General features: G+C 48.0%; 6 protein-coding genes. 3 read left to right on the top strand and 3 right to left on the bottom strand.

Going from position 1 to position 14,071, the window contains the following annotated elements:
* A complete protein-coding gene (locus MKZ09_RS28010) occupies window positions 1-1,221 on the top strand; it encodes an ABC transporter permease (RefSeq protein WP_076206369.1) in 1,221 nt (406 codons plus the stop codon).
* A 261-nt stretch (window positions 1,222-1,482) separates the two neighbouring features.
* Window positions 1,483-9,333 (top strand): carbohydrate-binding protein, encoded by a 7,851-nt coding sequence (locus MKZ09_RS28005; protein WP_256719237.1) that lies wholly within the window; start codon window positions 1,483-1,485, stop codon window positions 9,331-9,333.
* A 562-nt stretch (window positions 9,334-9,895) separates the two neighbouring features.
* Here the strand turns inward: MKZ09_RS28005 and MKZ09_RS28000 are convergent.
* From MKZ09_RS28000 to MKZ09_RS27990, 3 genes are all read right to left on the bottom strand, one after another.
* On the bottom strand, window positions 9,896-10,015 hold the full coding sequence (locus MKZ09_RS28000) for a YjcZ family sporulation protein (RefSeq protein WP_212592220.1): 120 nt from the start codon (window positions 10,013-10,015) through the stop codon (window positions 9,896-9,898).
* A gap of 150 nt (window positions 10,016-10,165) precedes the next feature.
* Window positions 10,166-11,467, bottom strand: coding sequence for an aminotransferase class I/II-fold pyridoxal phosphate-dependent enzyme (locus MKZ09_RS27995; protein WP_076134264.1), 1,302 nt, complete (start codon window positions 11,465-11,467; stop codon window positions 10,166-10,168).
* Window positions 11,468-11,578: 111 nt separating this feature from the next.
* Window positions 11,579-12,196 carry a pyridoxamine 5'-phosphate oxidase family protein gene (locus tag MKZ09_RS27990; protein WP_076206367.1) on the bottom strand — a complete coding sequence of 206 codons (618 nt, stop codon included), beginning with the start codon at window positions 12,194-12,196 and terminating at the stop codon, window positions 11,579-11,581.
* A gap of 142 nt (window positions 12,197-12,338) precedes the next feature.
* Between MKZ09_RS27990 and pdxR the strand changes: the two genes are divergently transcribed.
* The gene (gene pdxR, locus MKZ09_RS27985) at window positions 12,339-13,844 is read left to right on the top strand and encodes a MocR-like pyridoxine biosynthesis transcription factor PdxR (RefSeq protein WP_076206365.1); all 1,506 of its coding nucleotides are present in this window, start codon (window positions 12,339-12,341) and stop codon (window positions 13,842-13,844) included.
* Window positions 13,845-14,071: the final 227 nt, after the last annotated feature.

Raw genomic sequence — 14,071 nt, 5'->3', positions numbered from 1 at the left:
ATGGATTTGAAAGAGCTGCGGCGCACGCGGCGCGGTCGATTCATGGGAAGTATGCTTCCTTATGTGGGATATATCATTCAAAGCGGCGTAGCCATGGTCTTCCTGTTCGTGTTGATCGTCTTCTCTGCTTGGTATACATCGCTGTTACAAAATGTACCTGAAGGCATTCCCATTCGCTGGATTATGTTAGCATTACTGTTGCCTGCGACAGTGCATAGCGGCTTCCGAACCTATTTGCAGACCCCGGATACGATCTTTCTGCTGCCTCAGGGTCAACGCATGAAGGAATATTTTGCACCCTCCTGGGTTAGTGGAAACGTGTGGAAGATCATTCGTTTGTTATTTGTACTGATTACCCTTTGGCCGTTGTACATACGTACAGATGATTCTCCCAAGCGACTTTTATTTACAGTATTGATCCTGATTGCTGTGAAGCTGATCGCGAGCTATGGATTATGGAAAGAGATAGCTATGCTGTCACGTCCGATGGCGGGTGTGTTTGCTTTCTTGCGCTGGGCAGTTGGAGGTTTGATTATTGCCGCTTGGTTGTGGCAGCCTGCCGGCCCAAGCCTGATATTTATGGTGTTATTGGCAGCAGCCTATCTTGCTGCACTGTCTGTGCCTGGGCGTCACGCTGTGCCATGGGAAAGACTGATCGCCATGGAGAACAATCAAGGTGCACGTGCGCTGATGGTTCTGGGCTGGTTCGTGGATGTACCGGGCCGTGAGCAACGGGTGTATTCCCGCCGTTATCTTTCCAAATGGGGCGCTAAGCTGCCTTGGCGCAAGGATACTGCTTATCGGTATCTGCTGACCAAAAGCTTTGCCCGGGGTGATATCTTTGGAATCATTATGCGGATATCGGTGCTGGCTCTGCTGCTGAATTGGTGGAACCGTGATAGTTACTTTGGCACCGGAATTTATTTGTTCTTCCTGTTCATCATTGGTGTTCAATTGTCGGCACTCCGCAAATTGCATAGCGAGTCTTTTTGGCTGACAGTGTATCCTTTTCCTGAAGGCAGTAAGGCGGACAACACGACACAATTTGTATTCCGTGCGCATCTGGTTGTGGCATTGATTCTTGGATTACCTTTCTTAGCTTCCATAGGTGACCGTCTGATGCCAGTGGTCTTTACCTTAGCTGCAGGTGTTGTGGTAGTCTTTCTGTTTAAAGGATATTTGTCCCGCAAAGCGGCACGATTGGATGATGACGATCTGTAAAGCAATTTCATAGTCACAATAAAAAGGCTGTCTCACAGTAGAGAAATTCTACGAATGAGAGAGCCTTTTTTGCTGGAAGCATAATTTGAGCCGGGCAAGTCCTTAAATTTGCAAAAACGGAACAGAGTATTTAAAAAATGCTGTATGTCTTTTACCAGATGGCTCCAGCATAATAAGCCTGTATCTTACATCGTGTATACGCTTCCATTCATAGGCGTAGTCATCCGTACCAACAAAACAGTATTGGGGGAGGATTCAGGCGTGAAAAGAAGATTATCAATATTCATGGTGGCGCTTTTACTATCATCCTTATTCTTGAATGTGCTTGAGGCGGGTATACCACGGGCCGCAGCGGATGCCGCAGGAGTTCCAGTGTACTATGATCCCACAAAAAGTGTGGAGGAGCGCACTGCGGATCTATTATCCCGAATGACGCTGGAAGAGAAGATTGGGCAGATGGTTCAAGCAGAAAGAGCTGCCGTCACTCCTGAGGAGGTACAGAAATATGCTCTTGGCTCTGTACTCAGCGGGGGAGGCTCATTCCCTAACGGAAAAGAAAGTGACAGCACTCGCGATAACTGGAGAAGTTTGATTGATAGCTATCAGGATGGTGCATTGTCTACCAGATTAGGCATTCCGTTGCTCTATGGGGTGGATGCAGTGCATGGACATAACAATGTCAAAGGCGCGACGCTTTTTCCGCATAATATTGGTCTAGGGGCTGCTAATGATCCCGCATTGACTGAGCTTATTGGTGCAGCTGCTGCTAAGGAAGTAGCCGCAACAGGAGCAAACTGGACGTTTGCCCCAACGATAGCCTCCCCTCATAATGCAAGATGGGGTAGAACCTATGAAGGTTTTAGTGATAATCAGGATATTTCAGCAGAACTAGGTGCGGCTTATGTGTTTGGTCTGCAAGGACGGACTGCTGCTGCATTGGCAGGGACAGATACAATCACGGCAACTGCAAAACATTATCTAGGTGAAGGTTATACGGATAATGGTGTAAATCAAGGCAACATCACTAAATATACCGAGCAAGAGATCATGGATAAGGATTTGAAAATTTATAAAGCAGCTATAGACGCAGGGGTGCAGACGGTTATGGCCTCCTATCACAGCATCCAAGGTCTTAAAATGCATGCCCATAAACATTTGCTGAGTGATGTTTTGAAGGGTGACAAGAAAAATGGCGGACTTGGCTTTACCGGTTTCGTTATCTCGGATTATAACGCTGTGCAGCAAATCACAGTGGATAGTGAGGGCAAAGCTGTTAGCGGGTTGAAGAACCAGCTGAATGTGTCCGTAAACGCCGGAGTCGATATGTTCATGATGCCGACCGTTTGGAAGGATACGATTATGTACATCACAGAACTTGTAGGCGAAGGTAAAATCACTACGGAGCGCATAGATGATGCGGCAGAACGTATCCTGCATGTCAAAATCGCTTCAGGATTGTTCGAGCATCCCAAAAGCGATCCGGAGCTGTTGAGTGCTTTTGGCTCAGCAGAAAGCCGCAAATTAGCCCGCCAAGCTGTGGCGGAGTCGCTTGTTCTTTTGAAGAACGATGAGGTAAATGGAAGTCCAATTCTATCGCAATTAAGCGGGATGGATAAAATATTCGTAGCGGGTAAAAACGCTAATAATATCGGTAACCAAGCCGGCGGCTGGTCGATCACTTGGCAAGGGAAGTCGGGCAATATAACTGAAGGCACGACGATCCTCGAAGGGATAAAGGAGGCTGTTCCTGCTTCTACAACGGTCACATATAACCTTAATGGGCGCGGGGCTGCGGGTTATGATGCGGCGATCGCAGTTATCGGTGAGACACCTTACGCCGAGACCGATGGCGACCGGACTATCTTGAATCTGGATGAGCAGGATCTGGCGACACTTTCGAATATACGTGCTGCAGATCCTAATATTCCGCTTATCGTTGTATTGGTGTCTGGACGTCCAATGACAATAGCCAGCCAATTGAAAGATTGGGATGGGCTTGTGGCAGCTTGGCTACCAGGCACAGAGGGTGCAGGAGTAGCTGATGTGTTATTTGGTACTAAGGATTTTGTAGGCAAAAATCCAATTCGTTGGCCATTCACTTTGAACAATTATCCGGCAGACAATAACAGTACCAATGTGTTGTTCAAAACGGGATATGGCTTGACCAAAAATGAGAAAACACCAAAGCTTCCAACCGCTCCTGTCGATCCGGAAGCTCCAGAGATTCCTTCCCTGCCGATTCCCGGCAAAATTGAAGCAGAGGATTTTCTGAACAAAAGCACAGGACTGCAAACTGAAAATACGCAGGATATAGGTGGCGGTCTCAATGTCGGCTATACCTCGGCTGGTCAGTGGCTCGAATATAACGTGAATGTGGCGCAAGCAGGTACGTATCAAGCAGATTTCCGCTATTCCGTTAATAGTGGTACTACAGGCATCAACATCAAATCAGCAGAGGGAACCAAGCTAGGAACATTAAGCGTGACCTCAACAGGTGGCTGGCAGAATTGGCAGACGAAAGCTGTAGAAAACGTTGTGTTTAAGAAGGCAGGATTGCAAAAGATCCGTCTGGAATTCACCGGTGGGGATATCAACCTGAACTGGGTGAGCTTCACTCGAACAGGTGATGTGCCTGTAGATCCATCAAATCCCGGAGATGGCGGGGAAAGCACTAAAGATGTTATTAAATCAGATGTAGTTAGCTCCTGGGTATCGAGTGAGCGAGATCCTTCCGATCGGAAATGGTATTATGCTGACCGTTATCAAGAGGGTGATTTGAAGCTGGAAGAGCAGACGAAGCTGGATATTGTAGTTCCCGACGTGAAGGCAGGTACAGAGATCCATATTGATCCGGACCGGAAATATCAATCTATTCTAGGGATCGGTACCTCCATGGAGGAATCGACGGTTAATAATCTGGCGAAGATGTCTGCGGCGAAGCAGGAGGAATTGCTGCGGAAAATGATTGATCCTGTATCGGGGATCGGAATGAGTATGCTCCGGTTGACGATTGGGACGGCTGACTTTACAGATAAACAATTTTATACCTACGATGATATGCCTCCAGGACAAACCGACATTAATTTGGAGCATTTCTCCATCCAAAAGGACATTGACTACCATATCATCAGCACGGTTAAAAAAATTCAAAACATCAACCCGGACATTAAGTTTTTTGCTTCACCTTGGAGCCCGCCCGGTTGGATGAAGACTACAGACAGTATGATCAAAGGCCAAGTGAAGGATGAATATCTGCCTGTACTGGCCAAATATTATCTTAAATTCGTACAGGAGTACGAGAAGCTGGGAATTACCTTTGAAGGTCTGACCTTGCAGAATGAACCTTTGCTGGAAATTGAATATCCAAGCACCAAAATGCCGTGGGAGCAAGAAGCACAGCTGGCTAAACTGCTGCGGAAGGAATTAGATGAACATGGATTCAAAGACGTGAAGCTGTGGACATTTGATCATAATCCTGGTGACACGATGGCCTATCCAGCACAAATCCTTGGCAATCCTGAATTAGGTGCCTACGATGCGGTGGATGGAACTGCTTTTCATGATTATGGCGGTGACCTTGGTCTGATGACCCAGCTCCATAATCTCTATCCTGACAAAAATGTATATTTGACTGAACGCGCAGTCTGGGGCACCTCAGGCGCAGACCGCATTGCTCAATATTTCCGTAATTGGGCCCGCAGCTATAACTCCTGGGTAGCGATGCTGGACAGTGATATTGCCTCTCATCAGTGGACCGGAACGCCAGACCCAACCCCGATTGTGCAGGATTCGGGAGACCGTAACCATTACTGGCTGCTGCCAGAATATTATCTGATGGGCCAATATACAAAATTCGTTAAACCGGGGTACGTGCGGATTGATAGTGACTACGGCTCAAGCAGCACTGTAACGAACGTAGCTTTTGCTAGTCCGGATGGAAAAGAGATTGTGACGGTAGTAATCAACCAGACGTCGGATCCACAGCCGTTCAAATTGCTAGTGGACGGTGCGCAAATTAGTGCTGTGCTGCCGGCGAAATCAGTGGGCACTTATAGCTGGGAACGTCTGAATGGTATACAGACGGTGCCGGGTGTAGTGAATGCTGTTGATTTTGAAGAAGCGCAAGGGGTTTACACTGTGAATGAGCAGGGTTATATTGGCGGGTTCTCGCCAGACGCCTCGTCCACCTTCGATTATGTGATTGATGTTAAAGAGAGCGGTGAATATTCACTTCAATTTAAGCATGCCGCTCAATTCAGCGATGGCGCCGGAAAATCGGTGGAGATTAGTGAAGATGGTAAGGTCATTGCTACGCTTCCAATTGTGCAGCAGACGGAGAGTATGGCGGATTTTGCAGATTATCAATCCTTGATCTCTCTGAACAAGGGCATTCACAAGCTCACCTTGAAGACGAACGGGAACGGTTATAATATCCGTTCATTAGTTTTACGCCAAGCGCCTTCCGGATCACATGAGCTTCCTGGTGTGCTTCAAGGGCAAGACTACACGACAGCTTCAGGTGTATTAGTAACGGGTGGTGCAGTGGGTTATACTGACCCCGGCGATTGGGTGAAGTACAAGATTAATGTACCTGCCAGCGGTACCTACCCACTCCTGATCTCCTATGCTACTAATCAGGATGATGCAGAGCTGGAACTGCTGACGGGAGAGGATGGAGCAACGGTAACGGCAGCGACTTATGCTTTGACGAAGACGGGGGGATGGTCCAATTGGCAAATAGCTAATGGAACAGTAACCTTGCCTGCCGGGGAGCAGACGCTGACCATGAAGGTAAATGGAACAGGATTTCATCTGCAGTCGCTTACGATCGGACCCGCGCTTCAATCGGAGACTGCTTTGGTAGAAGGAAATGAGGAGGGTGCAGAGGTTATCGTCAAGCTATTAAATGACAAATATGCACCTGACCTGGACACCGCTTATTGGTCTATTGAAGGTTACGAGGGAACGGTTGTGGATAGCGTATACCGGGTGGATGATTATACAGCGAAGGTCGTATTAGCGGGGACGCGAGCTATTGATTTCGACACTGATCGTATTCTTACGGTTACCGCTGATGTGTATCAGACAGAATCAAATCAGTCGTTTGGCAGTGTACATGTTCTGAAATTGCCTCTTATAGTTACAGCAATCAACGACGAAGAGAGCATTAGTCTTTCTCCGAGTACGCTTCCATATCAAGTGAACGGGAATGAATTGGTAGTCAGCCTTACAGGAGGGACATTTAATCCTGATGCCATTCAGAGCATTTCTGTCTCTGGCCCAGGTAAGGATCAGGGGCATGTAAGTATTGGGGCAGCTGCCTTACTTGACCCTACCCATGTGAAGCTGACGCTGGCATGGAATGATCATACCCCGTATTATAGTGATTTGCAGCTTACCGTGAATGTGCCTGCAAATGCCTATGCCGATTCAAGTGTTGGCGGCGTGCTGCGTGCGGAGGTTAAGCTCTTAGGAACAACTAGTGCTACAGCCCCTATAGAAGTCACAAGCTTGAACGCACTGGATCAATTCTACCAGCTGCAAGGTATCACAGTCAGCGGCCAAGGCAGCGGAGCGAAGCTGACCGGCATTGATGCTGGAGACAGCATCGATTACTGGGTACATGTGCCGCAGGATGGAAACTATGCTTTTACGCTTACCGTAACTTCCGCGAATGGTGCTCCTAAGGGCATTATTTATAAAACGGAGGATGGGAAGACATTAAGAACCGTTGATGTGCCGAATCTTTACTCGCAAACCGTTGGCATACGCACCGTTCTTCAATTGAAGGCGGGTGAACAGAAGCTGCGCCTGCAAGCTGGATCAGCAGGATACGAGCTCAGTGGTATTCAAATAGAACCTTATACTGAAGAAATCATGGATGGCACTGGTTCTTTGAAGGTGGAAGCCGAGAATTATTACGATGCTACACCCAATGGAATTCAGAGTACCATGACTGGCGGTGTGCTGGATTTTAGAAATGTCGGGTTTACCGTTGCAGGTGGTTCCATGGATTATGTCCTTGATATTACTGAAGCCGGATTTTATAAAATCGTATATCGGTATGCTACAGCACAAGGCGGAGTAAGCACTACGCTATCTGTAAAGGGTACAAAACTCTCAACAGTGCCTATGCCTACTACAGGTGGATGGGCGAATTACACGCTGGCGAGTGGTATCGTACAACTTGCGCAAGGAAAACAGGTAGTACGGATGAGCTTCAATAATGACGGTGCCAATCTAGATTGGTTCACGCTGGAACGGACGGAAGAAGGAGAGCAGCCGATTCATTCAAAGACTTCCTTACCTGTTTCTTCTTTGAAACCGGGAGTTTACAGCGGATTACAAACGATCAGCCTTACTACAGCGACCTCAGGAGCAGAGATTCATTACACAACCGATGGGTCGTTGCCTACAGCAGACAGTCCACTTTATACCGGAACTATTGAGGCAGCAGGAGTCACAGTTCTTCGTACGATAGCGGTAAAAGAGGGCATGGAGAACAGTTTTGTAGCTCCATTCACGTATGTGATCAGCGGAGTGGTTGATATGAAGACGGTATCTGCACCGCAGGCTGATCCTGCCGGGGGAACTTATACAGGGCAGGTTGCCGTGAAGTTAACTACAGCTACAGCTGGAGCGTCTATTCACTATACGTTGGATGGCACTGTACCTACAGCAGCCAGCGAACTTTATAGTGGAGTGATTTATGTAGGCAAGAGCAAGACGATTAAGGCGATTGCTGTAAAAGAGGGCTGGAAGCCAAGTGATATTTCCAGTTTTGAATATATTGTTTCTGCGGATAAACCTGATCCAACACCTATACCAACACCAACAGCAACGCCTGAACCAACCTCAAGTCCAACCACTGAACCGACTACTCAGCCAACGACAGCACCAACTTCCGGAAGCGGGGGCACCACAGGGGGTGGCAACAGCGGAACAACAGGGGGGAATTCAAGCGGAAATGCAGGCAGTGTAACAGGCAGCAACATCCTTACAGCAACACCAGTGCTGAACAGTAATACCGGTACGGCGAGAGCAAGTGTAGACCTGGAGAGCTTGAAAAAGGCTGCTACAGCAGGTTTAAGTGGAGCAACTTCAGCGGTTACTGTTAATATACCGGCAGTAGCTAAAGCTAAGGGTTATGAGCTGCAATTGCCAAACGGTATAATCTTTGCAGATGATAAGACTTCATTGGTCGTTCATACTGAATTTGGTGTGCTGGAGCTGCCAGGTAGTCTGCTGAAACAAGCGGCAAAAGAGGCAGGAACCCCGTGGGTAATTACGATAACCAAGGTGGATTCAGATTCTCGCCCAGAATTTAAACTGAGCGTAACTATCAATGGCAAGGAATCCGTATGGAACAGTCCTGACATGCGGGTTAAGGTGTCCCTGCCGTATACTCCACGATCAGAAGAACGTGGTAAAGAAGGACATATAACGATTCATAGTCTGAATTCGTTGGGGATTCTAACGGTTGTTCCAAGTGGCAGATATAACGCTGCTACGGGGATGGTTTCCTTTACAGGAATTCTCTCTGGTACGTACAGTATCACCTTTACGGAGAAGACATTCCGGGATATCGGCAAATTTGAGTGGGCCCGCAATGCGATTGAGGTGCTTGGATCCAAAGGCATCATCAACGGAATGACAGAGGATCAATTTGTGCCTCAAGCGGAAGTGAAGCGGGGAGATTTTGTACTCTTGCTTATAAAAGCGCTTGGCTTGGAAGGCGTTAGTGCAGAAAGCTTCACAGATGTGCAGCCTGGCGATTACAGATATGAAGCGTTGGCTATAGCGAAGCAGTTGGGGATCGCCACTGGTCGTCCAGATGGAAGCTTTGATCCTAACGCTTCTGTTACGCGGCAGGAAATGATGACGCTGGCTGCAAAAGCGATTGCAGCAGCCGGCAGACAGCTTCCAGCCGGCAACGGAGCTTCAATGTCCAGTTTCACGGATAGCCAGCATGTATCAGCGTTTGCACGTGACAGTGTGGCAGCACTAATACGTGCTGGCCTGATCAAGGGAGACGGCTTGCGGATTCATCCACAAGGTGTTACCACCCGTGCAGAGTCAGCGGTTTTGATCTACAACCTGTACAATCTGTAATACATCAGTTGTAAAGATACTTTTAGCTTTTGGGCTGTCGCATCCGTAGATTTTCTACGTTTGCGACAGCCTTTTTTAGGTTGTGTCTATTGGGTGAGTATCTAAGTCTAGAAGTTCGCATTAGCTAGATCTATACTAAGCCTGCACCTCCGCCGCCGAATATAATTATCTTCTGAGGCTTACGGACCCAGTTGCCGTTATTTGCAAATATACAACCTTTATCGGGGAAGTTCGGACACCAGTGGCGTTATTCCCTATGAAGAGGTTCATATTTGGGCTTTGGCATGCCAATAACGGCTTTGGGGTCCGTAAGTGAGTAAAATATGGGATTATACTGCCTTTAGGGTCTGCGGTGTCCGATAGCTGCTTTTGTGCGGCAAATGTGATCTGAGGTAACTAAGGTTGGTGCGGTTGGTGCTTAGACCAAGGCGGAATTTTAAAAAAAGACGCGGACGTCACAGCAGCCATTATTATGACCTACTGGACACCCACGTCTATTGTAAAAAAAGGGATTGAAAATAGGAAAGAGCTTAAAGCTCTCTCCCGAGACTGTCATTAATGGTTAGACAAAAAGTGAACGGCTGATGATAACCAGCAAGATAAAGAGAACCAGGATGGCGCCAGTGCTAGTGAATGGGCCACCTCCACAACATCCATATCCGCCTCTAACTTCTTCGCTCATGTTCATTCCCCTTTCGGTGTGTGTGTTGTACTTGAGTACATCGTATTGTATGTGCGGAGAGAGAGGCGTGTATAGGCCAATGTCGGATTCGTGTACAAAAAAAATCAGCTCCATGAAAACGGAGCTGATTGTAAGCTATATAAAGTTCAGTTAGGCTTTTTCTAAATCGCGAACACCTGCGTATACAAGATCGAAAAGATCTTCGAGCTGTTCCTCTTCGATACATGAGAAGGCAATACGTAGATCAGTTTCACCCAAAGCAATAGTGCCTAGTCCGTAATTATGAATCAGGTGAAGCCGGAGCTCTTCAGCCGCAACTGTGTGCAGCTTCAGACACATAAAGTAACCGGAGTTAAAAGGATAATACGTCCATACATCCTCGCCGTATTTGCCGCTATCCAGCAGTGCTTTTACTTTATTCGCACGGCCCTTCATGATCTGGAACTTCTCTTCCTTCTGTGCTTCGAATTCCGGCGACTTCAAGGCGTCTAGTACGAAGGTCTGCGAAGGATGCGCACCACTGGAAATGGTGGCACGGATGATACCTAGTGTTTTTTGCTCCAATGCTGCCAGCAGGTCTTTGTCCTCCGAGGCATAAGTGATGAAACCCACACGGAAGCCCCAGACAAATTCTTCTTTGGTTGCACCGTCAATCTTGATTGGAAGCACACGAGGATGCAGATGAGCCAGTTTGCCGAACAGCGATTCTTTAAGTGAATCCTCAAAGAATAACCCGAAGTATGCATCATCACTTACAACAACAACGTTGATGCCTTCCTCAGCCGCACGAAGGATAGCTGCAACGATCTCTTCGCCTTCCTTAATCCCTGGAGTATATCCGGTAGGATTGTTAGGGAAGTTCAGCAGCACAATCGCTTTGCCGCGTTCTTTTTGAGCAAGCAGCGCGTCTTGCAGACCTGCACTGTTAAACGTCATTTCTTCTGTGAACAGCGGATAGTTAACGGTCTCCCCATGGCGGCGGATTCCGAAGGTTAATTCGTAGTTCTCCCAGTTCTTGTCCGGGTAGATAATCGCGTCACCTGGCTCTGCGAAGAGGTCAGCCACAATGCTAAGCCCGTGAGTCAGGGCATTGGTTACAACGGGATTGCTGATGGTTTTACCTTCTAGCGATGGATTTTCGCGCAGCATCTTTTCACGCCATACAGTACGCAGCTCTGGTTTACCTGCCGGAGGGGCGTAACTATAAAGATCCTTAGGACTGTAAGCGGAGAGTTTATCCTGAATGACGCCGAGGTGCATAGGTACGCCACCTTCAGTAGCAATACCGATGGTTGCGTTGTATTTCTTGGCGTGAGCTCCTGCTTCAGCGGATTGGCTCAGGATGCCCTCTTTTGGGAAGTAAATCTCTTTGCCAAGCGTAGAGAGCATATCATACACATGTTCATTTCCTGCTTTGATACTTTCGTTTAATTGTCCAGCTAGTGGATTCATCAGTTTCATCCTTCCAGGGTTCTTTGGGGATAACATACTGTTAACATTGCCTAACATTATATCACCGCCAATTGCAACCGTCACTTGGAAAGATACGATTTTTAAAAAATATCATTCGGCGTGGAAAGGGCAGTATTTTTTCATCATTTCTATCGTTTCTTCATCACGCGGATTATTTCTTTCAGACAGGCCGGAAATGATGCCGGAGCGCTCTTCTTCTTTTAGGTTTTGCCCAAACTTAAACTTCGCAGTGATCTCATCGGGGGTAATGCGCACAACGGCGACTCCCTTTAGACGGGGACGATATTTAGGGTCCTCTGCATCGATGAAATCATACCCCCCCTCGGGCTGGAGCTTTTTCATAAATAAGGAGAGTACACTGGCTTTTTCACTAATGTCTTCAACAGGTTCGGCTGTGCCGTAGGCGGTCACACTTTTAAAATAGGCGGTTGCTGGGCAGGCCAGCTCGGGATCGCTAAAATAAGACGGGATAAGAGCATACTCATCCGCTACCGTAAAGCAGACCTTCTGCTGATTGCGGATCGACTTCATTTTGCCACCAGCGTGACTGCCATGGAAATAGAAACAACCATCTGTATATACAAAATTCAGCGGTGTCACCCGCGGTTGCCCCTGTTCATCGCTTGTACCGAGAAAACCAAAACTCATTCCGTTAAGAAAAGAGACCAATTCTTCCTCCTGATCTACTTTAAATTCTTTTCTGCGCATAGGGATCACGTCCTCTTTCTTTTTAGTCTAGAGCGTTGCTCCAATGTAAATGTTCTCTAAAGAATAGTAGAGTGGTTGACAATTAAAAAGGACCAATTAAGATAGTTTTTAATGGACCACTTGCTGGTCAAGGAGGATAACGATGAATATCACGCTGGCATACGATCAATATCTGGCGATACACCGCTACAAATATTTAGCGTTATATCACGCGCTCCGCGCAGGAATTTTGGAAGGAACACTTCCGGGAGGCACTTCGCTGCCGTCTACACGAAGTCTTGCTAAGCACTATGAGCTGTCGCGCGGATCGGTCTCGCAGGTGTATGAAATGTTGCTCGCTGATGGTTATGTAAGGACTGAAACGGGGCGGGGGACATTCGTATCGGAAGATAGCTTTGCTTCAGCTGCCAGTCGCAGTGACGGTGAAAATCGGGCTTTGGGTGAAGCCGCAGATGCTGCTGGAGGAGATAATGCAAGCGAGACTACGATTCCAATCTCCGCGTGGGGAAAGCGGCTGCTCGCGCACCCAACACCCTTTTATGAAAAGACTAACAAGAAAGTAGTGAGCTTCCAGAGTAGTGGTATGCGGATGGAACATTTTCCTTACTCCGAATGGCGCAGTGCACTTTCCTATGCTGGAGGGAAGGAAGGTGGATTGCTGCAAAGCACTTGTCCACCTCAAGGCGATGAAGGGCTTCGGAAGGCTATCGCTGCACATCTGCGGATTACCCGCGGGATTCGCGCGGATGCAGAGCATATCGTATTGTTCAGCGGCTCGATGCAAGGCATCGTTATTTTGACGCAGCTGCTGCTGGATGCAGGAGGCTCAGCGGTCGTTGAGGACCCGGGCTTTCACGGAATTCGCCGAGCCGTAGAGATCACCGGAGGCCGATTGCTGGCAGGGAAGCTGGATGGCAACGGTCTTATTCCGGAGGATTGGGCTGCCCGGTTGTTGTTTGTTACACCGAGCCGTCAATTTCCTACGGGTGTGGTACTGCCTTTGGAACGACGCCGAACCTTGTTGGAATGGGCGCAGCGGCATCATGCAGTAATTATTGAAGATGATTATGACAGTGAGTTCCGTTGGGCTGGGCGTCCTATCGAGCCCTTAAAAGCACTGGATCGCGAAGAGCGAGTCGTATATGTGGGCTCCTTTTCAAACACGATGTTTTCGGGCCTGCGGCTAGGCTTTGCAGTGCTTCCGCCCTCTCTGGTAAAACCGACTATCGCCGCCAAGGCGCTATATGAGCCCTTGCCGGTAGGGCTGCTGGAGCAGCGAGCCTTGGCGCGGTTCATGAATACAGGCGGCTATGGCCGTCATCTGCGCCGGATGACACGCATCTATGGTGAACGCGGACGCATCCTCAGGACGCTGCTGTCGGAACGGCTTAAGGAGCTCTTCGAGCTGCTGCCTGGTGATGCGGGCTTGCATGTATATGCCCGCTGGCTGCGCAGCAGCGAAGAGTTTGTAGCTTTCCGTGCGGCAGCGCTTAGGCGCGGCACGGATTTTAGAGATGCCGCGTTATATCAGCTATCACCGGGAGCGCCGGCCGCTTGTTTTTCTTTTGCCCATCTGAATGCCGCAGAGCTGGAGGAAGGGATAACAAGCCTGCATCTGGCGTGGGAAGATGTACAAAATGCAACATGACAAGGTATGATAAAGAAGATGAAATGCAAAACTAAGCGAATGCTTGCGAATTTTGACGAAGAAACTCGGAGTAGATTAAGCTAAACAAAATTATATAGACACTGCGAAGTCAGAAAGGGCAGATTTGCTGTGAATACTAAGCGGATGCTTACAAAGCAAGTTTTGCTCACAAAACAAAGCGGATGCTTACGATGAAAGTTTTACGAAGAAGTTTATAGTAGGTTATG

The organism is Paenibacillus sp. FSL R5-0908, assembly GCF_038006245.1.
In the GTDB taxonomy this organism is placed as follows: Bacteria; Bacillota; Bacilli; order Paenibacillales; family Paenibacillaceae; genus Paenibacillus_AQ; species Paenibacillus_AQ odorifer.
Note: the sequence above shows the minus strand (reverse complement) of the source record. Positions and strands in the feature narration are given on the sequence as shown.